Origin of the sequence: Janibacter cremeus, from assembly GCF_013409205.1 — a bacterium.
In the GTDB taxonomy this organism is placed as follows: domain Bacteria; phylum Actinomycetota; class Actinomycetes; order Actinomycetales; family Dermatophilaceae; genus Janibacter; species Janibacter cremeus.
Genome location: NZ_JACCAE010000001.1, coordinates 2,466,978 through 2,491,255, shown reverse-complemented (window position 1 = coordinate 2,491,255; position 24,278 = coordinate 2,466,978). Strand labels below are relative to the sequence as shown.

Here is a 24,278-nt window from a genome sequence, read left to right as displayed (position 1 = left end):
GCGAGGTCACCTCGGGCTCAGGCATACCCTGCACAGCGTGAAGGTACTGCTGCTCGAGAACATCCATGACGCCGCTCGCGAGGCCCTGACGGACGCCGGCTTCGACGTCGAGACACGCTCCGGCGCGCTCGACGAGCGCGAGCTGATCGCTGCCCTCGAGGGCGTGGACATGCTCGGGATCCGCTCCAAGACCCAGGTGACGCGCGCCGTCCTGCAGGCCCGACCCGAGGTGAAGGTCATCGGTGCGTTCTGCATCGGGACCAACCAGGTCGACCTCGACGCCGCGGCGCAGACCGGCACCGTCGTCTTCAACGCCCCCTTCTCCAACACGCGCAGCGTGGTCGAGCTGGCGATGGCCGAGATCATCTCGATGGCCCGCCACCTGACCGACAAGAACGCCGCGCTCCACGCCGGTGTCTGGGACAAGTCCGCCAAGGGCGCCCACGAGGTGCGCGGTCGAACCCTGGGCATCATCGGCTACGGCAACATCGGCAGCCAGCTGTCGGTCATCGCCGAGGCCTTCGGCATGCACGTCTACTACTACGACCTCGAGGACAAGCTGCCGCTCGGCAACGCCAAGCGCTGCGGCTCGCTCGAGGAGCTGCTCTCCACGTGCGAGACGGTCACGCTCCACGTGGACGGTCGCTCCGGCAACGCGGGCAACTTCGGGGCGGCCGAGTTCGCCCGGATGCGGCCGCGCAGCCTCTTCCTCAACCTCTCGCGTGGTTTCGTCGTCGACGTGGACTCCCTGCGCGACAACATCGTCTCCGGTCATCTCGCCGGGGCCGCGATCGACGTCTTCCCGACGGAGCCGAAGAGGGCGGGCGACCCCTTCGAGTCGGTCCTGCAGGGCCTGCCCAATGTCATCCTCACCCCCCACGTCGGTGGCTCCACCGAGGAGGCGCAGCTGGACATCGGTCGCTACGTCTCCGGCAAGCTGCGCGAGTGGGCCCGCTCCGGTGCCACGACGATGTCGGTCAACGTCCCGGCCGTCGCCGCCCCGCCGGCGGTCGGCGACACGCGGATCCTCCACCTGCACCAGAACGTCCCCGGCGTCCTGGCCCGCGTCAACGCGATCCTCGCCGAGGGCGGCGCCAACATCGACGGCCAGCAGCTGAGCACCAAGGGCGAGTACGGCTATGCCGTCACCGACCTCGCCGGTGCCCTGCCGGCGGACACGGAACAGCGCCTGCGCGATCTCGAGGAGACCGTGGAGGTCCGGGTCATCGTCGCCGACTGATCGACTCAGCCGAACAGCTGGAGGCGGTCGGCCGCGTCGAGGGCGAGCAGCACCCCCACGATGCCCAGCACCCAGCCGATCATCGCGTCGGAGCGGCTGGCGAACCACGCGTTGAGCCGGCCGAGCAACGGCTCGACGGTACGCGCGAGAGTGACCCGCAGGGCCAGCAGGAGCAGCGCCGGCGCGATCATGACCACGACGTACCCGACGAGCGCGGCCAGTTGCGGCGTCAGGGCCAGCCCGGAGTTGATCAGCAGGCCCATCGCCGCGAGGTAGGGCAGCATCGAGGCGGCCTCGATCACGCCGGCGACGAGCGCCAGCACGACGACCGCTCTGGTGGTTGCACCCTCACCGACGACCGTGTCCTTGAGACGTTCCACCCGCGTCCGCCCACGACCTCGGGCTTCCCTGCGCGCCCGTCTGCGGGCCGCGGGCTTCTCGTCGAAGAGGAAGCTCACGGCGAGCAGCCCGGCTCCGAGGACCAGCTGCCCCCACAGCACGACCGGGTTGTTCCCCAGGTGCCCGACGGCTCGGCCCAGGGCATCGAGACCCAGCAGCAGCGCGACCCCGAGGAGCCAGTAGAACAGCGTGATGGTCGCCAGGTACCCCAGCACCGCTCGCACGCGGATGCGCTGCCGGGCGAGCATCCACACCGGGATGCCGAGTGTGCCCGCGCTCGTGCTGTCGATGAGGGCGAGCACGACGAGCCCGCCGAGAGTGAGTTCCATTCTCCTGCCTCGCCGCTCGGACCATGACCAGGACTGACCGTACTGCACCCACGACGAAGGGGCCGCCCACCTCGCGGTGAGCGGCCCCCTTCGAGGCTCGTCGCTGGCGCTCCTCGCGCCTCAGGACATCGCCTTCGGCGGGTCAGGAGATCAGTGGGAGTGACCGTGGCCTGCGGCCTCGGGCTCCTCCTCCTTCTTGTCCACGACGAGGGTCTCGGTGGTCAGGACCATCGAGGCGATCGACGCCGCGTTGACGAGTGCCGAACGGGTCACCTTGACCGGGTCGATGATTCCGGCGGTGACGAGGTCGCCGTACTCACCGGAGGCGGCGTTGAGGCCGTTGCCCGGGGTGAGCTCCTGGACCTTCGCCACGGCGACGTAGCCCTCGAGACCGGCGTTCTCCGCGATCCAGCGCAGCGGCTCGACCGCGGCCCGACGCACGATGTTGACGCCGACGGCCTCGTCGCCCTCGAGGGTGAGACCGTCGAGGACCGACACGGCGTGGACGAGCGCGGAGCCGCCACCGGCGATGATGCCTTCCTCGATCGCGGCACGCGTCGCGGAGATCGCGTCCTCGATGCGGTGCTTCTTCTCCTTCAGCTCCACCTCGGTGTGGGCACCGACCTGGATGACGCAGACGCCACCGACGAGCTTCGCGAGGCGCTCCTGGAGCTTCTCCCGGTCCCAGTCGGAGTCGGTGCGCTCGATCTCGGCCTTGATCTGGTTGACACGGCCGTTGACCTCGTCGGCGCTGCCCTGGCCGTCGATGATCGTCGTGTCGTCCTTGGTGACGACGACGCGGCGGGCCTGGCCGAGGTCCTCGAGACCGACCTGGTCGAGCTTCAGGCCGACCTCCTCGGCGACGACCTGGCCGCCGGTGAGGATGGCCATGTCCTGCAGCATCGCCTTGCGACGGTCGCCGAAGCCGGGAGCCTTGAGCGCCACGACGTTGAAGACGCCCTTGAGCTTGTTGACCACGAGGGTGGACAGCGCCTCGCCGTCGACGTCCTCGGCGATGATCACCAGCGGCTTGCCGGACTGGACGACCTTCTCCAGCACCGGGAGGATCTCCTGGATGTTGGAGATCTTGCCCTGGTTGATCAGCACGTAGGCGTCCTCGAGGACGGCCTCCATGCGCTCCGGGTCGGTGACGAAGTACGGGCTGATGTAGCCCTTGTCGAACTGCATGCCCTCGGTGAACTCGAGAGCGGTCTCGGCGGTCGAGGACTCCTCGACGGTGATGACACCGTCCTTGCCGACCTTGTCGAAGGCGTCGGCGATCGTCGAGCCGATGACGTGGTCCTGCGCCGAGAGGGCGGCGACCTGGGCGATCTCGTCCTTGTCCTCGAGCTCGCTGGCGTTCTCCAGCAGTCGCTCGGACACAGCCTGGACGGCCTGGTCGATGCCGCGCTTGAGGCCGGAGGGAGCCGCTCCCGCCGCGACGTTGCGCAGGCCCTCGCTAACCATCGCCTGGGCGAGGACGGTCGCGGTGGTCGTACCGTCACCGGCGACGTCGTTGGTCTTGGTCGCGACCTCCTTCGCCAGCTGCGCGCCGAGGTCCTCGTAGGAGTCCTCGAGCTCGATCTCGCGGGCGATGGTCACGCCGTCGTTGGTGATGGTGGGGGCGCCCCACGCCTTGTCGATGACGACGTTGCGGCCCTTGGGGCCGAGCGTCACCTTGACGGCGTTGGCGAGCTGGTCGACGCCACGCAGGAGGGCGTCACGGGCGGAGTCGTTGAACTCCAGTTCCTTGGCCATGGGTGTCCTTTGGTCTCAGTGAGAAGGGGGGAAACAGCGACGCCCCGGTGGGACCCGGGAGGGCCCGCACCCGGGGCGTCAGCAGTTGCGACCGGTGCCCGGTCGCGGGGTCTTCAGGATCGTCAGCCGACGATCGCGAGGACGTCGCGCGCGGAGAGGATCAGGTACTCCTCGCCACCGTGCTTGACCTCGGTGCCGCCGTACTTGGAGTAGATGACACGGTCGCCGATGGAGATGTCCATCGGGACGCGCTCGTCGCCGTCGTCGTTGAAGCGGCCGGGGCCGACGGCAACGACCTCGCCCTCCTGCGGCTTCTCCTTGGCGGTGTCCGGGATGACGAGTCCGGACGCGGTGGTCTGCTCGGCCTCGACGGACTGGACGACGATGCGGTCCTCGAGCGGCTTGATGGAAACCGACACGCTGACTCCTTCTGTGAGGGTCGTGGATGATGAGTTCTCGGGTTGTGCCGGGCCGGACGCCGTCGCGGGGGTCGACCAGCCGTGGCTTTGGCACTCGCCACTGGTGAGTGCCAAGTCCAAATCTAGGCGGGCGTTGGCACTCGGTCAACCTGAGTGCCAATTTCGCCCGTCCCGAGGTCTCGATGCGGTCTCCTCCGGCCCGCCTTCCTCGCTGATCGCGCGCAGAGGGGACAATGCCCCGTGTGGATCTGACGACCGTGCGCTGGCTGGCCTCTCCGGAGGGCCTTGCCGCCCTGCACGACCTCCCGGAGTACCGGGAGGCCGACGCCGTGGGGCAGGTCAGCGCGCTACGGGCCCAGGGATGCAGCGCCGAGCAGGCCGCTGCATTGATGACCCAGAAGCGCCTGCGGGCACGGGCGCAGGAGAAGTTCGGCGAGTTCGCCGAAGGCATGCTCTTCACCCCGGACGGACTCGAGCAGGCCAGCCGCCTGGAGGTCGCCGCCACCCACGCCGGTCGATACGCCGCCGCCAGCCTGGCGACCGTCCACGACCTCGGCTGCGGCATCGGCTCCGACGCCATGGCCATGAGCGCCTTGGGCGTCACCGTGCACGCCGTCGACGCCGACCCGCTCACCGCGGCCCTGGCCGACATCAACCTGCGTCCGTGGCCGGACAGTCGCGCCCGCGCCGGCGTGGCGGAGGACTTCGACCCTCCGGTCGACCCCCTGCACGCCCGCGCCGGCGTCTGGCTCGACCCGGCCCGCCGCACGCCCGGAGTCGCCGACCGCTTCGGTCGCACCCGCCGCGTGTTCCGGCTGGACGAGATCTCTCCGTCCTGGGACTTCGTGCTGTCCGTGGCCCGGGACGTGCCCGCGACCGGCGCCAAGCTGAGCCCCTCCCTTCCCCATGACATCCCACCGCTCGGGACCGAGGCGCAGTGGCTCTCGTGGCAGGGCACCGTCCTGGAGTGCACCGTCTGGTGGGGCCCCCTGGTGAAGGAGACCGGTCGCAGTGCCCGCGTCCTGCGCCGGGGCCGACCCCCGGTCGAGGTCGACGAGCGCACCTGCGAGGAGGAGCCGCGCCGGGCGGCCTCGCTGGCCGACATCGGAGCGTGGCTCTACGAGGCCGACCGGGCCGTGGTGCGGGCGGGCCTGATCGGGACAGTCACCGGCGCCGTGTCCGGCGCGGAGCTCGAGCCCGGCCTGGGCTACGTCTCGAGTGACCTCGAGGTCACACTCGGGCACGCCCGCCGGTTCGAGGTGCTGGAGGCCATGCCCTTCTCGGTCAAGGCCCTGCGGGCCTGGTTGCGCGAGCACGGCATCACCGGCCTGACGATCAAGAAGCGCGGCATCCGGCTCGACGAGGACCAGCTGCGGCGTCAGCTGAAGATCGGGCGCGGCGCGGGTGACGGCGCGAGCGCCACCATCGTGCTCACCCGGGTCGCCGGGGCGCAGAGCGTACTCGTCGTCTCCCCCGCCGACTGACGGCCCGACGTCGGCCACGGGTGCCCCCTTGGGCCCGACGTCGGCCACGGGTGCCCCCTTGGGCCCGACGTCGGCTACGGGTGCCCCCTTCACCGTGGGCTCCCCCGCGCGTCGTCGTGGGGCCTGCGGCTGACCGTCCCTGACGACAGCGAGCCCCGGGCCGATGGCCCGGGGCTCGCTGTTGTTGCGATCTACTTCTTGTCGGTCAGCTCCGTGTCGAAAGCGTCCGGGTTCTCCTCGATCCAGGAGTCGATGGCCTCGGCTTCCTTGCCCTCACCGAACTCGTTGACGACCTTGTCCTCGAGGGAGCCGTACTGGGCGTCGTCGAGCTTGATGCCCTCGATCAGCTCGGCGGCCTCGGGGAACTCGTCGGAGAAGCCCTTGGTGCCCAGGAAGTGCAGCGCCTCGCCCTCACCGAGAGCGCCCTTCGGGTCCTTCAAGTCGCGCATGTCGTACTTGCTGTTGGCCCAGAACGGACGCCACAGGGTGACGACGATCTCCTCCTCGGCGTCCGTCGCCTTCTTCAGCGAGGACGTCATGCCCGTGGTCGAGGACGTCACCAGCTTGAAGTCCTTGGCCAGGTCGTAGTCCGGGATGACATTTTCCTTGGAGGCCTCGGTCAGGCCGGCGCCGGGCTCGATGCCGATGATCTTGCCGTCCAGCACGTCGGCGTACTCCGGCAGGTCCTCGATGGACTCGATCTCGCTGTAGTCCGGCACCGCCCAGGTGAGCTTCGCGTTGTCGTAGTAGGCACCGACGTCCTCGATGTCGTCCCCGAACTTCTCCATGTAGGACTCGTGCGTCACCTCCGGCCAGGCCGAGGGGTACATGTCGACGTCGCCCTGGGACAGCGCCGTGTAGAGCGGGCCGGCCTCGGTGAGGGTCTGCATCTCGACGTCATAGCCGGCCTTGGACAGCTGGTCGTCCAGAAGGTACGCGGTGGACAAGCCATCCGACCACGAGGGGATGTAGCCCAGGGTGATGGTGCCCTTGCTCTCGCCATCGCCGCCCCCGTCGCCGGAGTCCGAGCCACTGTCGCCACACGCCGCCAAGCCGAGCCCGAGGGCCGTGACCCCGGCCGCGGCAACGGCCTTCCTGCTGAATCGATACGTCATATCTTTGTCCTCCTTGTCGACACCGCTGAGCGGTGGCTGAATTCCGGAAAGAACCGGATGGCTGTCAGGACCGCTGGAGCCGTTTCCGGATCAGGCGGTACAGGGAACTGGGGTAGTCGCCGGAGTTGCCGAGCGCGACCGACACGCGGTCCAGGAAGATCGCCAGGACCACCACGCCGAGACCGGCCTCGACACCCTGGGGGATGTTCTGGGTCGAGATGGCGGACACGACCTCCTTGCCGAGCCCGTCAGCACCGACCATGCCGGCGATGACGGCCATCGACAGGGCCAACATGATGACCTGGGTGATCCCCGCCATGATCGTCGGGATCGCGAGCGGGATCTGGATCCCTCGCAGGATCTGGCTCTGGGTGGCGCCGAAGGCGGCTCCTGCCTCGACCGTCTCGGAGTCCACCTGGCGGATGCCGAGTTCGGTGAAGCGCACGCCGGGCGGCAGGGAGAAGATCACCGTGGCAAAGACCCCCGGGACGGCGCCGACCCCGAAGAAGATGATCGCCGGGATGAGGTAGACGAAGGCGGGCATCGTCTGCATGAAGTCCAGCAGCGGCCTGATCGCCGTGCTCACTCCGTCACTGCGGGCTGCCGCGATGCCGATCGGGACCGCGATGATGACGGCGACCACCACGGCGATGATGACCAGGGAGAGCGTCAGCATCGCGTTGTGCCACTGGTCCATGGACGCCACCAGCGCGAAGCCCAGAGCCGTGGCGATCGCGAACTGCCACGAACGCACCAGCCAAGCCAAGGCCGTCACAACGATGATCACGACGATCGGCGTCGGTGCCAGCAGTACCGAGTCGAGCGACTCCACGAGCCACCCCGTGGCCATCTTGATCGCATCGAAGAGACCGGCGGCGTTGGTCGTCAGCCAGTCCAGGATCGACTCGGCCCATTCGCCGACGTGGACCCGGGGGAAGTTCGAGTCCGCCATCACCGCACCTCCCCCAGCTCGAGATCATCGGTAGGTTCCTGCTCCGCCTTGGCCTCGATCTCCTCGGTGGTGGCCGACGCGGCGAGCAGGGTCGCGTGCGGCACGGTACCCAGGAGCCGACCCTCGTCGTCGACGACGGCCACGGGAGCACTGGCGACGGCTGCACTGCGGAACATGTCGGCCAAGTACGTGTCGGAGCTCGCCGTGGCCACCTCGCTCCGGGGGACCAGGGGCAGCGCGTCCTGCCTCGCACGCACGGCTGCGGCGACGTCGCCCTCCCAGAGCATCCCGACGAGCCGTCGGTCGCGGTCGACGACGGCAAGCCACGACACCTGCGTCTCGCGCATGAGCTTCTGCGCCGCCATCGGCCCCTGCCCCGAACCGATCACCGCCGGCGGTGTCTCCATGACGCTGTCAGCCGTGATGACCCGGCTGCGGTCGACGTCCTGGACGAACTGGGCCACGTAGTTGTTGGCCGGATCGTTGAGGATCTCCTCGGCCGTACCGATCTGCTCGATCCGTCCGTCGCGCATCATCGCGATCCGGTCGCCGAGGCGCATCGCCTCGTTGAGGTCGTGGGTGATGAAGAGGACCGTCTTGCCGAGCTCACTCTGCAATTCAACGAGCTTGTCCTGCATCTCGCGACGGATCAGGGGATCGAGCGCGCTGAAGGCCTCGTCCATGAGCATGATGTCGGACCCGGAAGCGAGCGCCCGAGCCAGACCGACGCGCTGGCGCATACCACCGGAGAGCTCGTCGGGCATCGAGTCGCCCCAGCCGCCGAGGTCGACCATCTCCAGGGCCTCCTCGGCCCGCTTACGGCGCTCCGCGCGGCCCATGCCCTGCACCTCCAAGGCATACGCGGCATTGTCCCCCACGCTCCGGTGCGGCAGGAGGGCGAAGTGCTGGAAGACCATGCTGACATGCTCGCGGCGGACGCGACGCAGGTCCTCGCCCTTTGCCTGGGTGACGTTGGTGTCCCCGATGAAGACGTCACCACTCGTCGGCTGCAGGAGCCCGTTGACCATGCGGATGAGCGTCGACTTCCCGGAGCCGGACAGGCCCATGACGACGAAGATCTCCCCGTCCTCGACCGTGAAGGACGCGTCGATCACTGCCGCCGTGACGCCCAACTCCCGCAGGTCGGCGCGCGAAGAGCCCTCCTGCAAGGCACGTACGCCTCGCTCCGGGCGTCGACCAAAGACCTTGTACAGGTTGGTGGCGGTGATCGAGCTCACGAGTCTCCTGACTGAAGGCGACACAGGAACGCCCCGCTTAGCGGCTTGGCACGCAACGCGTGTCATGCGCCTCTCGGCGGGGCGACGGTCATTGTCATCCTGCCGCACCAATCGGTGCGGCACACATACCACGGAAGCACTGATCGTGCAGGATCTCCAAATGGGTTCGCCCTTCGTGACCCGAATGCAACACGGGTCAGTGGTCGTGGTCGACCTCCACCGGGAGCCCGGTGCGCACGTCGGTGACCGGCAACGAGCTGTCCGCAGGCAGCGACGGGTCGCTGGGCGTGCGCCCCTTGAGCATCAGCTGCGCCCCGAGACTGGCGACCATCGCGCCGTTGTCCGTGCACAGGTTACGCCGTGGGACGCGAAGGGCGATCCCCGCCTTCTCGCACCGCTGCCGGGCCATCTCCCGCAGTCGGGAGTTGGCGGCGACTCCGCCACCGACCTGCAGGGCGGCGACATCGTGCTCACGGCAGGCGAGCACCGCCTTGCGGGTGAGCACGTCGGTGACCGCCTCCTGGAAGGACGCCGCGACGTCCGCGACCGGGATGTCCCGACCGGCTGCCTGCTCGGCCTCCACCCACCGGGTCACGGCGGTCTTCAGCCCGGAGAAGGAGAAGTCGAAGCGGTGGCGCTCCATGTCCTTGCGGCTGGTCAGACCCCGCGGGAAGTCGATCGTGATCTGCCCGTCGCTCGAGACGCGGTCGATGTGCGGTCCGCCGGGGAAGGGCAGCCCGAGCACGCGGGCGACCTTGTCGAAGGCCTCCCCGGCCGCGTCGTCGATCGTCGACCCGAGGCTGCGGATGTCGTGGGTGACGTCCGGGACGAGCAGGAGGGATGAGTGGCCGCCACTGACGAGCATGGCCATCGTCGGCTCCGGCAGCGGTCCGTGCTCGACGATGTCGACGGCGACGTGGCTGGCGAGGTGGTTGACCCCGTAGAGCGGGACGCCCAGGGCGACCGACAGCGCCTTGGCGGAGGCGACGCCGACCATGAGCGCGCCGGCCAGACCGGGCCCGGCGGTCACCGCGATCCCGTCGAGGTCGGACAGCGCGACCCCTGCCTCCCGGCAGGCCCGCTCGATCGTCGGCACCATGGCCTCGAGGTGGGCGCGCGAGGCGACCTCGGGCACGACCCCGCCGAAGCGCGCGTGCTCGTCGACGCTCGAGGCGATGGCGTCCACGAGCAGATCGGTGCCGCGCACGATGCCCACGCCGGTCTCGTCGCACGAGGTCTCGATGCCCAGCACCAGGGGTTGCTCGGTCGCTGCGCCGCTCATGCCGATGTCCCTTCGTGGGTCAGGTCGAGGGCGAGGACGAGGGCGTCCCGCCCGTCCGGGTAGTAGCCGCGCCGGGTCGCCAGCAGCTCGAAGCCACGGGCTGCGTAGAGCTTGCGGGCGGCCGCATTGTCCTCACGGACCTCGAGCAGGAGACGCTGCGCACCCGCCCGGACGGAGCGGTCGACGAGCTCCTCGAGGAGCCGGCGCCCCAGGCCGGTGCGGCGGGTCCGGGGCAGGACGGCGATGGTCATGACGTCGCTGACCTCGCCGCCATGGTCGAGCCCGGCGTAGCCGATCACTCCCCCTTCGTCCTCGGCGAGGAGGTACTCGCGACGGGGGCGTCCGGCGAGCTCGCTCCACCACGAGGCGAGGCTCCATGCCTCGTCGCCGAAGAGCTCGACCTCCAGGCCCGCGAGTACCTCGAGGTCCTGCCAGCGGATCTCGCGCACGGTGGTCGTCATGGTGGCGCTCACTGCTGTGCCTGCGCTTGCTGCTGGTCGCGACGGCGTCGCTGCTGCTGGCGTGGTGTGGCCGATTTCGGGGCCGCGGGCGCGGCGGCATCGGGACGGCGCAGGTAGAGGGGCTCGACCGGCATGTCCGTGCCGGTGGCGATGCGTCGGACCGCCAGTGTTGCCAGCGCCCCCGCATCGACGTCGAGCAGGTCGACGGTGTGCGGCAACAGCTCCGGGTAGAGAAGCGGCCCGCGCCCGGCGGTGGGCAGCTCGCGGACCGCCTCGGGCACCTCGGCGGGCTTGTCCACTGCGGGGTCGGTGAGGGCTTCTGCACTCCCCCCTGCGCAGCGGTAGCGGGCCCAGTAGACCTCCTTGCGACGGGCGTCCGTGGCCACGAGCAGCTCACCCTTATGGCCACCGGCCGCTGCTGCGGACGCCAGGGCATCGAGCGAACACACCCCGCGCACGGGGACACCGCGGGCGTGGGCGAACGTCTGCGCGGTGACGAGCCCGACGCGCAGGCCGGTGAAGGGTCCCGGGCCGGTACCGACGGCCACGTGGGTGACCTCATCGGGAGCAGTGCCGGCCGCCTCCATGACCTCGATGAGCAGCGGGGCCAGCAGCTCGGTGTGCCGGCGGGGGTCGACCGTGTTGCGGACGTCGAGGACCTGCTCACCGTCGTGCACGGCCACGGTGATGGCCGAGGTGGCCGTGTCCATCGCCAGGACCCTCATCCCCTGCTCCCTTCGCCGGTCGCCAGCAGCGCCTCGATCGCGATGCCGTCCCACCGGGGGCCGACGGCCTGCACCTCCATGGTGCGCTCCTCGGTCGCCGGGTCGGCGACGAGGGTGACCTCCAGGCGGTCCTCGGTCAGGCCCTCCGCCAGGCCGGCACCCCACTCGACGACCGTCACGGCGTCGTCGAGATCCATCTCGAGGTCGAGGTCGTCCAGCTCCGCGATCCCCCCGAGGCGGTAGGCGTCCGCGTGGACCAGCTCGGGGCCACCGACGAGCGAGGGGTGGATCCGGGCGATGACGAAGGTCGGCGAGGTCACCGGCCCACGCACGCCCAGACCGTCTCCCAGGCCGCGGGTGAAGGTGGTCTTGCCGGCGCCGAGACCACCGGTGAGCACGACGAGGTCACCGGCGCGCAGCAGTCCGGCGAGTCGTCGACCGACGTCGACGGTCGCGTCGGCGTCGGGCAGCACCAGCGTCATGCCGACTCCTCCCGGACGGCTCCCTTCGCCCGCTGCGCATCCCGCTCGGCGTCCTGGCCGTGCGGTCGTTCGAGCAGGCCGAAGATCGCGTCGGTGACGGCACCGGGGCGCTCCAACTGGAGTACGTGGCCCACCCCGGGGACGACGATGAGCTCCGCGGCCGGCAGCGCCTCGGCGAGCCGGTCGCTGTGCGCCGGTGGGGTCAGGATGTCGCGGGACCCGGCGACGATGAGCACCGGTGTCTCCACGAGGGCCGGCAACGCCTCGCGGATGTCGAGGGTGTCCAGCTCGGGCAGGAAGGCGCCGATGGTGTCCAGTCGGGTACCGAAGACCATCGTCGCCACCTGCCGCAACAGGTCCTTGGGCATCTGAGAGCCGAAGGCGTACTTCTGCACCGCCCATGACTCGACGCCCCGCCCCGCTGCCCGGGCGCTGCCCCACAGTCCGTCGCGGTTGGAGAGGTTGCCCAGGACGCCGGGTCCGAGTGCGGCGATGATGCGGTCGAATCGCTGACCGAGACCGAGCTGGACGAGGCTGTCCCCGCCGGCGCTCGTCGCGAGGAGCGCAGCGCCGACGACCCGGTCACGGGTCAGCCGCTGGTAGCGCCCGGCGAAGCTCATGATCGTCATGCCGCCCATGGAGTGGCCGACGAGCACGAGGTCGCCCTCCGGGCTCGTCGCGTCGACCACGGCCCGCAGGTCCTTGCCGAGCTGGTCGATGGTGCAGGCGGCGAGGTCGCCGTGCTCGGAGCGGCCGTGGTTGCGCTGGTCGTAGCTGACCACGCGGTACCCGGCGTCGACGAGCTCGCGGCGCTGGTGGGTCCAGGAGCTGAGGTTGAGCACGAAACCGTGGACGAGGACGACGGTCGGACGGCCGCTGCCGGCCCACCCCTGCGGCTCGTCGACCTCCACGTGCAGCACGACGCCGTCGTTGGCAGGCACCGCGAGGACCTTGTCGGCCTCGAAGGGGAAGACGTGCACCTTGTCGGGGGCGGTGACGGCGTGCTCGCGCGAGCGCCGCGCCGCGCTGCGGCCCGCGAGACCGGCCCCCGCGACCGCGACACCTCCGATGAGCGCGGCGGCGAGCCCCACGCCGGTGGCCGCAGCCCGGCCGGCGCTCCTGGTCGTCGGCTCCTTGCCGCTCGGGTTCGTGTCGGTCCGGCCCATCAGCGTGCTCCCAGGTAGCGGCGCGGGACGCGGGCCCCGAGCCGGGTGACGATCTCGTAGTTGATCGTGTCGATCGCGGCGGCCCAGTCCTGGGCCGTCGGCTCCCCGTCGGCCTCACGGCCGATGAGGACGACCTCGTCGCCGGCGACAGCGGTGCTGTCGGGCCCGAGGTCGAGGACGAACTGGTCCATGCACACCCGACCGGCCACCGTGAGCTGCCGGCCGTCGGCGAGCACGGGTCCGACATTGCCCGCGTGACGCGGGATGCCGTCCGCGTAGCCGAGCGGGACGAGGCCCAGACGGGTCTCCCCCTTCGTCGTGTACTGGTGGCCGTAGGAGATGCCCTGCCCGGCGGCCGAGGCCTTGACATTGATCAGGCGGGCAGTCACCCGCATCGCCTCGCGCAGCCCGAAGTGGGTGGGCCCGCCGATGTCGGGCACCGGGGACAGTCCGTAGATCGAGACACCGGGGCGCACCATGTCGAACCGTGCGGACGGGTTGGTCAGCGTGGCCGCGGAGTTGGACAGGTGGCGCAGGCCCGGACGCAGCCCGACCCGCTCGGCATCGGCGAGCACCGCCACGAAGGTCTCCTGCTGGGCCCGCACGGAGGGGTGCCCCGGGACGTCCGCGCAGGCGAAGTGGGAGAAGATCCCCTCGACGTCGACGACCCCCTCGGCCTCGAGCCGGGTCGCGTCGGCGAACATCGCCGCGAGGTCGCCCGCCCAGGCGCCCCCGCGGCCCAGACCGGTGTCGGCCTTGATGTGGATCCGAGCCGTCGAGCCGACCTCGCGGGCTGCCGCGGCGATCTCGGCCAGCGCCCACGGGGCGCCAGCGGAAAGGGTCAGGTCGGCACGGATCGCGGCCGCAAGGTCCGCCCCCGGCGGGAAGAGCCAGGTGAGCACGGGCGCGGTGACGCCCGCGGCCCGGGCGGCCAACGCCTCGGACAGCTGGGCGATCGCGAGGTACGTGGCGCCTCCGGCGAGGGCAGCGTGGGCGACCGGCACGAGCCCGTGACCATAGGCATCGCCCTTGATCACGGCCATGACGTCGGCATCGCCCGCTAGACGGGCGAGCTGGGCGACGTTGTCGCTGATCGCCGTGAGGTCGATGTCCGCCCACGCCGAGAGGCCCCGCGTGGAGGCATCGGTCGGCAGCACCGACGAGGTCGCGACGGAGGGCTGGGCTGGGTGCGGTGTCGAGGTGTCCATGGGCCGTCGGCCAGTCTAGGCCGCACACAAGGGGCAGGATGGCAGGCATGACCTACCGCACCGATGACTACCGGGCCGCGAACACCCGCTACGACGCGATGGGCTACCGCCGTTGTGGCCGATCGGGACTGGCGCTGCCGCCGATCTCCCTGGGCATGTGGCACAACTTCGGCGACGGCGAGTCGCTGGCGACACAACGCGCCGTCCTGCGGCGCGCCTTCGATCTGGGGGTGACGCACTTCGACCTGGCGAACAACTACGGACCTCCCTACGGCAGCGCCGAACGCAACTTCGGGACGATCTTCGCCGAGGACCTCCGTCCCTACCGCGACGAGCTGATCATCTCCACCAAGGCCGGCTGGGACATGTGGCCCGGCCCGTACGGGCAGGGCGGCGGGTCGCGCAAGTACCTCCTCGCCTCGCTCGACCAGTCGCTGCAGCGGATGGGGCTGGACTACGTCGACATCTTCTACAGCCACCGCTTCGACCCGGAGACCCCGCTCGAGGAGACGATGGGCGCCCTCGACGCGGCCGTGCGTGCCGGCAAGGCGCTCTACGTGGGCATCTCCTCCTACGGACCCCAGCGCACCCGTGAGGCCTACGCGATCCTGCGCGAGCTGGGCACGCCGCTGCTCATCCACCAGCCGTCGTACTCGATGATCAACCGTTGGATCGAGGACGACCTGCTCGACACGCTCGAGGATCTCGGGGTCGGTGCGATCGCCTTCTCCCCGCTGGCGCAGGGTCTGCTGACCGGCAAGTACCTCGACGGGGTCCCCGATGACTCCCGAGCCGCCAGGGACGGGACCGGGGTCGCCGACCAGCTGACCGAGGACAACCTGACGCGCATCCGCGGGCTGCACGCGATCGCGCGGGAGCGGGGTCAGTCACTCGCCCAGATGGCGCTCGCCTGGGCGCTGCGCGACCCTCGGATGACCTCCGTGCTCGTCGGCGCCCGCCACGTCGCCCAGTTGGAGAACAGTCTCAGCGCGCTGGACTCGGGCGGATTCACCGACGAGGAGCTGACCCGGATCGACCAGTACGCCGTCGACGGCGGCATCAACTGGTGGGCCGAGTCGGCGCAGGCCTGAGCGCAACGGCGCTAACCTGAACGCATGCGCACCGTCGTCGTCAGCCTGATCGCCGCGGACCGGCCCGGACTGGTCGCCGAGCTCGCCGAGACCGTCGCCGAGCAGGGCGGCAACTGGCTGGAGAGCCAGATGGGTCGGCTGGGCGGCACCTTTGCCGGCGCGGTCCTCGTCGAGCTCGAGGAGGACCGGGTCGAGGACCTGTCCGCGGCCGTGCGCGATCTGCGTGACGTCGACGTCGTGGAGGTGACGGCAGCAACCACCGCGGCACCCGGGGACGGGGACCTCACCCCGACCCGACTGGTCGCCGTCGGCCAGGACCAGCCGGGCATCGTGCGCGAGATCACCGTGGCTCTGGCCGACCGGGGACTGGGCATCCAGGAGTTCCACACCTCCACCGGTGACGCCCCGATGAGCGGCGAACGACTCTTCGAGGCCGTTGCCGTGGTCGGGGTGGCCCCGGACGTCGACCTGACCAACCTGCGCACCGCCCTGGACGAGGTGTCAGCGCAGCTGAGCCTGGACATCCGGCTCGACGACGGTGACGACAACCCTGCCTGGGGCGAGGTGCCGGAGCCGATCTAGTCCGCCTCCCGCAGGAGGGTCGCGATGCCCGACCCGATCGCGTGTGCCACGTCGAGTGCCCGCACCGGCCCACCGGGGTTGGCGTCCTGCGCGGCCTGACCGTGGACGAGCGCACCGAGGGACGCAGCCGTCATCGGGTCGAGGCCGGCAGCGAGAAGCGTCCCCACGAGCCCGGCGAGGGCGTCCCCCGAGCCGGCCGTGGCCAGCCACGCGGGCGCGTCGTCGTGTACGTGGACGGGGCCATCGGCGTCGACGACGTGGGTGACCGCGCCCTTGAGCAGGACGGTCGCGCCGGTGAGGCGGGCGAGCGTCCGGGCGTGCGCGAGTGGGTCGCCCTCGACCTCGGCCCGGGTGAGGTCGGTCGTGCGGCCGCGCAACCGGGTCAGCATCCGGGCGCACTCCCCCGCGTGCGGGGTGAGGAGGGTCGGTGCCTCACGGGGTCCGACGAGGAGGTCGAGACCACCTGCGTCGAGGAGGACCGGCAGGTCGGAGGCGAGGGCTTCCCTGGCCGCGGCCACCTGCTCCGCCGCCCCCTCGCCGGTCGCCTCCGGGTCGAGACCGGAGCCGATGCACCAGGCCTGGACCCTCCCCACGCCCGGAACCGCCTCGGGGACCGCCCGACGCACCAGATCGGTCGGCGCCTGCGGGCCGACGTAGCGGACCATCCCCGCCCCGGCCGTCACCGCTGCAGTGGTCACGAGCACCGCTGCGCCCGTGTACCGCTCGCCTCCAGCGATGATGCCGAGCACGCCGCGGGAGTACTTGTCGTCCTCGACGGTCGGGACCGGCCAGAGCGTCGGCACGTCGTCGGGGGTCAGTCGCACGACGGTCGGGGTGGCATCCGTGAGGTCGAGGCCGATGTCCAGGACGGTGAGGATCCCGCAGGTCGGCTCGGTCGACGGCAGCAGATGGACCCCCTTGGGCGCCCCGAAGGTCACCGTCTCGTCCGCGAACACCGCGTCCGCGACCATCGGCCCGCCCTCGACGGGTTGCCCACTCGGGGTGTCGACGGCGATGACCCAGGTGCGGTCGCGGATGGTGTCCACCCACGCTCGGGCGAAGGGGGGAAGCCCCGGGCGTCCACCGATGCCGGTGATGCCGTCGAGCACCACCTCGGCCCGGGCGATCGCGGTGAGTGCCTCGGCGCCCTCGCCGGTGAGGATGCGGACCCCACGTGAGCGGGCCTGCTCCGCGGCGGCGGTGACGGTCGGCGAGGACTTCGGGTCGACGCACACGGCGGTGGCGTCGAACCCGCGGCGGGCCAGTCGCGCGATCGCGTAGAGGGTGTCGGCGCCGTTGTTGCCGGGCCCGACCAGACCCGTGACCCGACGAAGGCCACGGTCGCGCATGCGGCCGCTCGTCAGCCGGGCAACGCCCTTGGCTGCGCGGCTCATCAGCTCGCCGCTCTCGAGGAGGTCGGGCAGCGCGGCCTCGGCCCGGCGGATCGTCTCGACTGAGTACCCGGTGATCACGTGTGCGACGTTACCGCCACCACGGGACGGATCCGACTGAGCATGACTTTCCCCCGGTTCGCATGAGTTTCATACTCTTGTGAGGGCGGGGTTCATCGGGTGACCCGATAATCGAGTGACTCAGGGGGCACCCTCGGACTCGGCGATGACGATCGCGGTGGCGATGCCGCCGTCGTGGCTGAGGGAGATGTGCAGGCGGGTGACGCCGAGCAGTTCGGCGCGGGCGGCGACGGCCCCGGTGACCACGAGGATCGGCTCACCGTGCTCCCCCTTCGTCACCTCGGCCTCCTGCCACGGCAGGTCACCGGGGGTGCACAGCGCCTTGCCGGTGGCCTCCTTGGCCGCGAACCGCGCTGCGAGTGAGCGCAACGGCAGGTCACGTTCGGCCTCGGTGAAGACGCGCTCGCGCAGCCCCGGTGTGCGGTCGAGCCGGGCGCCGAGGCGCGCCATGTCGACGATGTCGATCCCGAGCCCGACGATCACCGCGCGCTCCTGCCGCTCATTCGACGGTGACGGACTTGGCCAGGTTGCGCGGCTGGTCGACGTCCAGACCCTTGGCCGTGGACAGGTGCAGGGCGAAGACCTGCAGCGGCACGACCGTCAACAGCGGCTGGAGCAGCGGCGAGGTGTGCGGCACCCTGATGACCTCGTCGGCGAAGGGGGTGACCTCCTCGTCGTCCTCCTGGGCGATGACGAGCGTGCGGGCCCCGCGGGCGCGGATCTCCTGGATGTTGGAGACGACCTTCTTGTGCAGCTCGTTGGGGGTGTCCGGGCCGGGCACGACGATGAAGACCGGTTGACCGGGCTCGATGAGCGCGATCGGGCCGTGCTTGAGCTCCCCGGCGGCGAAGCCCTCGGCGTGGATGTAGGCCAGCTCCTTGAGCTTCAGTGCCCCCTCCATCGCGATCGGGAAGCCGACGTGGCGACCGAGGAAGAGCACCGCGCGGGTGTCCGACATGAAACGGGCGATCTCCTGCACGCGGTCCATCGTCGTCAGCAACGAGGCGATCTTGTCCGGGACCGTGTGCAGCTCGGCCATCACGGCCTTGGCGTCATCGGCGAAGGTCTCCCCTCGCAGCTGCGCCAGATAGAGACCCAGGACGTAGCAGGCGGTGATCTGCGCGAGGAAGGCCTTGGTCGAGGCAACCGCGATCTCCGGTCCGGCGTGGGTGTAGAGCACCGCGTCCGACTCACGCGGGATCGTCGCACCGTGGGTGTTGCAGACGGAGACCGTCAGTGCGCCGAGCGAGCGCGCGTGACGCACTGCCATCGCGGTGTCGGCCGTCTCACCGGACTGGCTGATCGAGACCACGAGGGTGCGCTCGTCGACGATCGGGTCGCAGTAGCGGAACTCGTGGGCGAGGGCGACCTCGACGGGGATCCGGGTCCAGTGCTCGATGGCGTACTTGGCCACTGTGCCGGCGTAGGCGGCGGTGCCGCAGGCGACGATCGTGATCCGGTCGACGGCCCGGAGCTTCTCCTCGTCGATGCGCAGCTCGTCGAGCACGAGGCGGCCCTGCGCGTCGGTGCGACCGAGCAGCGTGTCCCCGACCGCCTGCGGCTGGTCGTGGATCTCCTTCTCCATGAAGGTGTCGAAGCCGCCCTTCTCCGCGGCGGCCGCGTCCCAGGTCACCTCGTAGGGGCGGCCCTCTCCCTCGGTGCCGTCGAAGTTGATCACCCGGTACGTGTCCGGGGTGATCGTGACGATCTGGTCCTGCTCGAGCTCGACGGCCTGCTTGGTGTGCCCGATGAAGGCCGCCACGTCGGAGCCGAGGAAGTTCTCCCCGTCACCGAGGCCGACGACCAGGGGGCTGTTGCGACGCGCGGCGACGACGACATCGGGCTGGTCGGCGTGGATCGCCAGGAGGGTGAAGGCACCCTCGAGGCGGCCCACCACGCGGCGCATCGCCTCGGTGAGGTCACCCGTCGCGGCGAACGCAGCAGCCAGCATGTGGGCCGCGACCTCCGTGTCGGTCTCGGAGGTGAACTGCACGCCCTGCGCGAGCAGCTCGCCCTTCAGCGCGTGGAAGTTCTCGACGATGCCGTTGTGGACCACCGCGATCTTGCCGTCGTCCCCGCCCCGGTGCGGGTGGGCGTTCTCGTGGGTCGGACCGCCGTGGGTGGCCCAGCGGGTGTGGCCGATGGCCGTCGAGGACACCGGGAGCGCCTCGGACTCCAGCGCAGCGCGCAGGTTGGCCAGCTTGCCGGCCCGCTTGTCCGTGAAGACCGTGTCCCCGGCGACGAGGGCGACGCCCGCGGAGTCGTACCCGCGGTACTCGAGCCGAGAGAGGCCCTCCATCACGACGTCGAGGGAGCGTGCACTCGCGTCCGGGCCGACGTATCCAACGATTCCACACATGCGGGACAGGTTAACCGTCCGTGTACGGGGCGCAGACCACGTGAGACACAATGGGCGCGTGTCCTCCGCCATCACGGCGACGTTGCCGTCCCCCTTCGTCGAGCTCGACCGCGATGCGTGGGCCCGCTTGCGCGAGAACCATCCGCTCAATCTCGACGAGGGCGATCTGGCCCGCCTGCGGGGACTGAGCGATCCCATCGACCTCGACGAGGTCCAGGAGGTCTACCTCCCGCTCTCCCGGCTGCTGACCTTCTACGTCTCGGCCACGACACGTCTGCACCGGATCACCTCGACCTTCCTCGGGGAACGCCCGCCGAAGGCCCCCTTCGTCATCGGCGTGGCCGGGTCCGTCGCGGTCGGCAAGTCCACGACCGCCCGCATCCTGCGTGAGCTGATGCAGCGGTGGCCGGACACGCCCAAGGTCGACCTCGTGACGACCGACGGCTTCCTCCTGCCGAACGCCGAGCTGGAACGCCGTGGCCTGCTGCAGCGCAAGGGCTTCCCGGAGTCCTACGACCGTCGGGCGCTCCTGCGCTTCATCTCGGCGGTCAAGGCCGGCCAACCGGAGGTCTTCGCGCCGGTCTACTCGCACCTGACCTACGACATCGTCCCGGACGAGCAGATCGTCGTGCGCCAGCCCGACGTGCTCATCGTCGAGGGGCTGAACGTCCTGCAGCCCCCGGGGACACGCCAGGACGGACGCTCCGGTCTGGCCGTCAGCGACTTCTTCGACTTCTCGGTCTACGTCGACGCCAACGTGGGCGACATCCGTCAGTGGTACGTCAACCGCTTCCTGCGCCTACGACAGACTTCCTTCGCCGACCCCCAATCCTACTTCCACCGCTACGCCGACCTCACCGACGAGCAGGCCGAGGCCCGCGCACTGCACATCTTCGAGACGATCAACGAGCCCAACCTCGTGGACAACGTCCTGCCGACGCGGGGTCGGGCGACCCTCGTGCTGACGAAGGGGGCGGACCATCAGGTCCGCAGGATCCGGCTGCGCAAGCTCTGAGCCGGACCCGGGGCTTCGTCGTGCGCGATCAGTACCAGTGCGGGCTCTGGTTGTTCCAGAAGTTCAGGGCGCCGCAGGGGCTGCCGTAGCTGAGCTTGATGTAGTTCAGGCCCCAGTCGATCTGGGTGATCGGGTTGGTCTTCCAGTCGCTGCCGTGGGTGGCCATCTTCTCCGCGGGCAGGGCCTGCGGGATGCCGTAGGCACCGGAGGATGAGTTGGTCGCGTTCCAGTCCCAGTCGCTCTCGCCGATCCACAGCTGCTCGAGGCAGCCCCACTGACCGTCGTCCCAGCCGTACCCTCGCATCAGCTCGATGGCGTAGGGCTTGGGGTCTGCCTGGATCCCGGCGATCTGGGCGGAGGTGAAGTCACGCTCGCTGACGGGTTTGGCGGCCTCCCTCTTCTCCCGCGCAGCCTCCTTCTTCCGTGCCTCCTTCTCGGCCTTCGCCTCCTTGGCCTTCTTCTGCTTCTCGGCCTGACGGCGGGCCTCCTCACGGGACGCGCTTCGGGAGACGTTGGTCGAGCGACGGCTCTCTGCGAGTCGAGCGGTGTCCTGGTCGGTCGTGTCGGCCGACCCTGCCACCCCGCCCTGACCCCCACCGGCGTCGCTCTGCTGGGGAGCGACCAGCGCGGCTGCCGTGATGCCCTCGGCGTCCGCCGGGTCACCGATGGCGAGCGTGGCGCCGACTGAACCCAGCATCGCCACCGCGACCGCGCCACTGATGACGGGTCGGCGGGCGGCGGCTCGGATGGCCGCTGCTGCGGGATTGGGGCGCGATGGCGCCGCATGCCGTGCGCCGTGCCGTGGCGTGTAGCTCTGCGAGCCCACGTCACCAGCTCCTTCCATGACGACAGCCACTCCGCAGGAGTGGCTGTTGAGGCAGGGCCGGCCCGGTGGCGCAACCCCGCTGTTACCGAGTCGAGACCTTAGTTGACCTCCGCCCTACTGCCAACCCCTGGGTCGACACGCACGAAGGGGGCGGCCCACCGTCGGCGGGCGCCCCCTTCGGCATGAGGCGCAGATCACACGTCACTGCCCTCGAGCAGGTCCGTCACCAGGGCCGCGATCGGGCTGCGCTCACTGCGGGTGAGGGTGACGTGGGAGAAGAGCGGGTGCCCCTTGAGCGTCTCGATGACCGCCGCGACCCCGTCGTGGCGGCCGACGCGCAGGTTGTCGCGCTGGGCCACGTCGTGGGTGAGCACGACCTTGGAGTTCTGCCCGATGCGGGACATCACGGTGAGCAGGACATTGCGCTCCAGGCTCTGCGCCTCGTCGACGATGACGAAGGCGTCGTGGAGGCTGCGGCCGCGGATGTGGGTCAGCGGCAGGACCTCCAGCATGTCGCGGTCGATGATCTCCTCCACGACCTCCTTCGACACCAGGGCGCCGAGCGTGTCGTGGACGGCCTGCGCCCACGGCCCCATCTTCTCCTGCTCGCTGCCGGGCAGGTAGCCCAGCTCCTGACCGCCGACGGCGTACAGCGGCCGGAAGACGACCACCTTGCGATGCTGGCGCCGCTCCATGACCGCCTCGAGACCCGCGCACATCGCCAGCGCGCTCTTGCCCGTGCCGGCCCGCCCGCCGAGGCTGACGATGCCGACGTCGGGGTCGAGCAGGAGATCGAGGGCGATCCGCTGCTCGGCGGAGCGGCCGTGCAGGCCGAAGGCGTCCCGGTCGCCGCGCACCAGCCGCACCTGCTTGTCCGCGCCCACGCGACCCAAGGCGTTGCCGCGCTCGGAGATGATCTTCAAGCCCGTGTGGCAGGGCATCTCCGCGGCGGCGAGGTTCTCCACCCGCCCGGTCTCGTAGAGGTGGTCGACCTCCCCACCGCTCAGCTCCAGCTCGGCCATCCCGGTCCAGCCGGAGTCGGCCCGGGTCTGCTCGTGGCGGTACTCCTGCGCGTCCAGCCCCACGGCGGAGGCCTTGACCCGCATCGGCAGGTCCTTGGAGACGATCGTCACCTCGGCGCCCTCGAGGGAGAGGTTCTTGGCCACCGCGAGGATGCGGGTGTCGTTGTCCCCGAGCTGGAACCCCGATGGCAGCGAGCCGGGGTCGGTGTGGTTGAGCTCGACGCGCAGGGTCCCGCCGTCGCCACCGACGTCGACCGGCGCGTCGAGGCGTCCGGCCTTGACCCGCAGGTCGTCGAGGAGGCGCAACGCGGTGCGTGCGAAGTAGCCGAGCTCCGGGTGGTGCCGCTTGCCCTCGAGCTCGGTCACGACGACGACCGGCAGCACCACCTCGTGCTCCTTGAAGCGCAGCACCGCCCGCGGGTCGGAGAGCAGGACCGAGGTGTCGATGACGTAGGTGCGGCGCCCCTCGTCATGGGGCGGAAGGGGCACGGGGTCAGGCGCTCCGTCGGGCTGCGTGCCTGAGGGGGTGACGGTCTGGCTCATCAGGTCGTCCACGTCTTCTCTCCTCGTCGGCGCCGCGCCCGGAAGGCGCGTGCGCGCCTACTCTCGGTGCTGGTGCCGGGAGGGGACCCGAGGCATGGGCAGGGGCCGCGATCGGCTTCTCCTGCGCAGCAGCAGCCCCATGTCGGCCTTCCCGTCAGGGCCGCGGGGTGCGACCCGTCATGCCTCACGCTAGGACCGAACCGCAGCACCCTGCGGATGCGCCACGGCGTGTCCGTCGATGCCGCGAACAGTTCACGTCCCGGCAACCCCATCCGCCGCGCCTGTCACTCAGGCCCCACCGGCCCCTGCGCACGTGCCCGAGCAGGCGCGAAGGGAGAGTCAGCCCCCGAAGCGCCGGTGTCGGTCGGCGTAGGAGCGCAGGGCGCGCAGGAAGTCGACCCGACGGAACTCGGGCCAGTAGGCCTCGCAGAAGTAGTACTCGCTGTGCGCGGACTGCCACAGCAGGAAGCCGGAGAGCCGCTGCTCCCCCGACGTGCGGATGACGAGGTCGGGATCGGGCTGGCCCTTGGTGTAGAGGTGGTCGCCGATGTCCTCGGCCGTCAGCTCCGTGGCGACCTCGGCGAGGGTGGCCCCCTCCTCGGCCCGGGCGCGCAGCAGGGAGCGCACCGCGTCGGAGATCTCCTGCCGGCCCCCGTAGCCGACCGCGACGTTGACGACGAGCCCGTCGACCGCTGCCGTCTCCTCCTCGGCCCGGCGCAGCGCCCCTGCCGTCTGCACGGGAAGCAGCTCCAGTGCCCCGGCCGGGTGCAACTGCCACCGGCCCGCCGAGGCCAGGTCCGCGACGAGACCCTCGATGATCCGCAGCAGGTGGTCGAGCTCGTCGGGGGTGCGGGTCAGGTTGTCCGTCGAGAGCAGCCAGAGCGTGACGACCTCGACGCCGGCGTCCTCGCACCACTCCAGGAAGCCGGCGATGTTGGCCGCGCCGGCCCGGTGCCCGTCGTCGGCATTGCGTCCTCGCGCCTTGGCGAACCGGCGGTTGCCATCGACGATCATCCCCACGTGTCGCGGCACGGCCTCACGGTTGAGCTGCCGGACGAGGCGTCGCTCGTAGGCGCTGTAGAGCGGGTTGCGCACTCGCTGTCCTTCCTT

Annotated in this window: 23 protein-coding genes; 5 read left to right on the top strand and 18 right to left on the bottom strand. The window is 70.5% G+C overall.

Translation table 11 applies throughout. The annotated features are described in order from the left end of the window. The first annotated feature begins 37 nt into the window (after positions 1-37). Positions 38-1,240: a phosphoglycerate dehydrogenase gene (gene serA, locus BJY20_RS11830; protein ID WP_185991719.1), complete on the top strand. Its 1,203-nt coding sequence runs from the start codon at positions 38-40 to the stop codon at positions 1,238-1,240. 5 nt (positions 1,241-1,245) lie between these two features. Here serA and BJY20_RS11825 read toward each other — a convergent pair whose 3' ends face one another. The 3 genes from BJY20_RS11825 to groES all read right to left on the bottom strand — a co-directional run bounded on the left by BJY20_RS11825 (position 1,246) and on the right by groES (position 4,145). Further along, positions 1,246-1,968: a GAP family protein gene (locus BJY20_RS11825; RefSeq protein ID WP_185991718.1), complete on the bottom strand. Its 723-nt coding sequence runs from the start codon at positions 1,966-1,968 to the stop codon at positions 1,246-1,248. Between the two features lie 150 nt (positions 1,969-2,118). Further along, a complete protein-coding gene (gene groL, locus BJY20_RS11820) occupies positions 2,119-3,726 on the bottom strand; it encodes a chaperonin GroEL (protein ID WP_185991717.1) in 1,608 nt (535 codons plus the stop codon). A gap of 122 nt (positions 3,727-3,848) precedes the next feature. Beyond that, a complete protein-coding gene (gene groES / locus BJY20_RS11815; RefSeq protein ID WP_185991716.1) occupies positions 3,849-4,145 on the bottom strand; it encodes a co-chaperone GroES in 297 nt (98 codons plus the stop codon). Between the two features lie 242 nt (positions 4,146-4,387). Between groES and BJY20_RS11810 the strand changes: the two genes are divergently transcribed. Next, on the top strand, positions 4,388-5,629 hold the full coding sequence (locus BJY20_RS11810) for a THUMP-like domain-containing protein (RefSeq protein ID WP_185991715.1): 1,242 nt from the start codon (positions 4,388-4,390) through the stop codon (positions 5,627-5,629). A gap of 191 nt (positions 5,630-5,820) precedes the next feature. On the opposite strand, the gene BJY20_RS11805 is transcribed toward BJY20_RS11810, so the two are convergent. The 9 genes from BJY20_RS11805 to alr form a co-directional block, all read right to left on the bottom strand. Next, the gene (locus BJY20_RS11805) at positions 5,821-6,744 is read right to left on the bottom strand and encodes a glycine betaine ABC transporter substrate-binding protein (RefSeq protein WP_185991714.1); all 924 of its coding nucleotides are present in this window, start codon (positions 6,742-6,744) and stop codon (positions 5,821-5,823) included. Between the two features lie 64 nt (positions 6,745-6,808). Continuing rightward, positions 6,809-7,696 (bottom strand): ABC transporter permease, encoded by an 888-nt coding sequence (locus tag BJY20_RS11800; RefSeq protein WP_185991713.1) that lies wholly within the window; start codon positions 7,694-7,696, stop codon positions 6,809-6,811. Beyond that, the gene (locus BJY20_RS11795; RefSeq protein WP_343062870.1) at positions 7,696-8,934 is read right to left on the bottom strand and encodes a quaternary amine ABC transporter ATP-binding protein; all 1,239 of its coding nucleotides are present in this window, start codon (positions 8,932-8,934) and stop codon (positions 7,696-7,698) included. The genes BJY20_RS11800 and BJY20_RS11795 overlap by 1 nt, the downstream gene beginning before the upstream one ends. Positions 8,935-9,130: 196 nt before the next feature. After that, positions 9,131-10,216, bottom strand: a complete 1,086-nt coding sequence (tsaD, locus tag BJY20_RS11790) for a tRNA (adenosine(37)-N6)-threonylcarbamoyltransferase complex transferase subunit TsaD (protein WP_185991711.1) — start codon at positions 10,214-10,216, stop codon at positions 9,131-9,133. Next, positions 10,213-10,677, bottom strand: coding sequence for a ribosomal protein S18-alanine N-acetyltransferase (gene rimI / locus BJY20_RS11785; protein ID WP_185991710.1), 465 nt, complete (start codon positions 10,675-10,677; stop codon positions 10,213-10,215). The genes tsaD and rimI overlap by 4 nt, the downstream gene beginning before the upstream one ends. A gap of 8 nt (positions 10,678-10,685) precedes the next feature. After that, entirely contained in the window at positions 10,686-11,402 is a 717-nt protein-coding gene (gene tsaB / locus BJY20_RS11780) for a tRNA (adenosine(37)-N6)-threonylcarbamoyltransferase complex dimerization subunit type 1 TsaB (RefSeq protein ID WP_185991709.1), read from the bottom strand. Next, complete coding sequence (gene tsaE, locus BJY20_RS11775; protein ID WP_185991708.1) at positions 11,399-11,884, bottom strand: tRNA (adenosine(37)-N6)-threonylcarbamoyltransferase complex ATPase subunit type 1 TsaE; 486 nt, start codon at positions 11,882-11,884, stop codon at positions 11,399-11,401. Before tsaE ends, tsaB begins: the two co-directional genes overlap by 4 nt. Continuing rightward, positions 11,881-13,050: an alpha/beta fold hydrolase gene (locus tag BJY20_RS11770; protein ID WP_185991707.1), complete on the bottom strand. Its 1,170-nt coding sequence runs from the start codon at positions 13,048-13,050 to the stop codon at positions 11,881-11,883. Before BJY20_RS11770 ends, tsaE begins: the two co-directional genes overlap by 4 nt. Next, positions 13,050-14,258 (bottom strand): alanine racemase, encoded by a 1,209-nt coding sequence (alr, locus tag BJY20_RS11765; protein ID WP_185991706.1) that lies wholly within the window; start codon positions 14,256-14,258, stop codon positions 13,050-13,052. The genes BJY20_RS11770 and alr overlap by 1 nt, the downstream gene beginning before the upstream one ends. A 47-nt stretch (positions 14,259-14,305) precedes the next feature. Between alr and mgrA the strand changes: the two genes are divergently transcribed. Next, positions 14,306-15,349: an L-glyceraldehyde 3-phosphate reductase gene (gene mgrA, locus BJY20_RS11760; protein ID WP_185991705.1), complete on the top strand. Its 1,044-nt coding sequence runs from the start codon at positions 14,306-14,308 to the stop codon at positions 15,347-15,349. Between the two features lie 24 nt (positions 15,350-15,373). After that, positions 15,374-15,931 carry a glycine cleavage system transcriptional repressor gene (locus BJY20_RS11755; protein ID WP_185991704.1) on the top strand — a complete coding sequence of 186 codons (558 nt, stop codon included), beginning with the start codon at positions 15,374-15,376 and terminating at the stop codon, positions 15,929-15,931. Here BJY20_RS11755 and BJY20_RS11750 read toward each other — a convergent pair. The 3 genes from BJY20_RS11750 to glmS form a co-directional block, all read right to left on the bottom strand. After that, complete coding sequence (locus BJY20_RS11750) at positions 15,928-17,403, bottom strand: NAD(P)H-hydrate dehydratase (protein ID WP_185991703.1); 1,476 nt, start codon at positions 17,401-17,403, stop codon at positions 15,928-15,930. The two genes, BJY20_RS11755 and BJY20_RS11750, sit on opposite strands and share 4 nt — an antisense overlap. 120 nt (positions 17,404-17,523) lie before the next feature. Then, positions 17,524-17,886 carry a holo-ACP synthase gene (locus BJY20_RS11745; RefSeq protein WP_185991702.1) on the bottom strand — a complete coding sequence of 121 codons (363 nt, stop codon included), beginning with the start codon at positions 17,884-17,886 and terminating at the stop codon, positions 17,524-17,526. Between the two features lie 16 nt (positions 17,887-17,902). Beyond that, entirely contained in the window at positions 17,903-19,762 is a 1,860-nt protein-coding gene (glmS, locus tag BJY20_RS11740; protein WP_185991701.1) for a glutamine--fructose-6-phosphate transaminase (isomerizing), read from the bottom strand. Positions 19,763-19,820: 58 nt separating this feature from the next. Here glmS and coaA point away from each other — a divergent pair, with 58 nt between their 5' ends. Next, positions 19,821-20,777: a type I pantothenate kinase gene (coaA, locus tag BJY20_RS11735; protein WP_185991700.1), complete on the top strand. Its 957-nt coding sequence runs from the start codon at positions 19,821-19,823 to the stop codon at positions 20,775-20,777. Between the two features lie 28 nt (positions 20,778-20,805). On the opposite strand, the gene BJY20_RS11730 is transcribed toward coaA, so the two are convergent. The 3 genes from BJY20_RS11730 to BJY20_RS11720 form a co-directional block, all read right to left on the bottom strand. Then, entirely contained in the window at positions 20,806-21,603 is a 798-nt protein-coding gene (locus BJY20_RS11730; protein WP_185991699.1) for an aggregation-promoting factor C-terminal-like domain-containing protein, read from the bottom strand. 194 nt (positions 21,604-21,797) lie between these two features. After that, positions 21,798-23,168 carry an RNA 5'-3' helicase PhoH2 gene (gene phoH2 / locus BJY20_RS11725; protein ID WP_221935642.1) on the bottom strand — a complete coding sequence of 457 codons (1,371 nt, stop codon included), beginning with the start codon at positions 23,166-23,168 and terminating at the stop codon, positions 21,798-21,800. 339 nt (positions 23,169-23,507) lie between these two features. Further along, positions 23,508-24,263 (bottom strand): isoprenyl transferase, encoded by a 756-nt coding sequence (locus BJY20_RS11720; RefSeq protein ID WP_185991698.1) that lies wholly within the window; start codon positions 24,261-24,263, stop codon positions 23,508-23,510. Positions 24,264-24,278 lie beyond the last annotated feature (15 nt).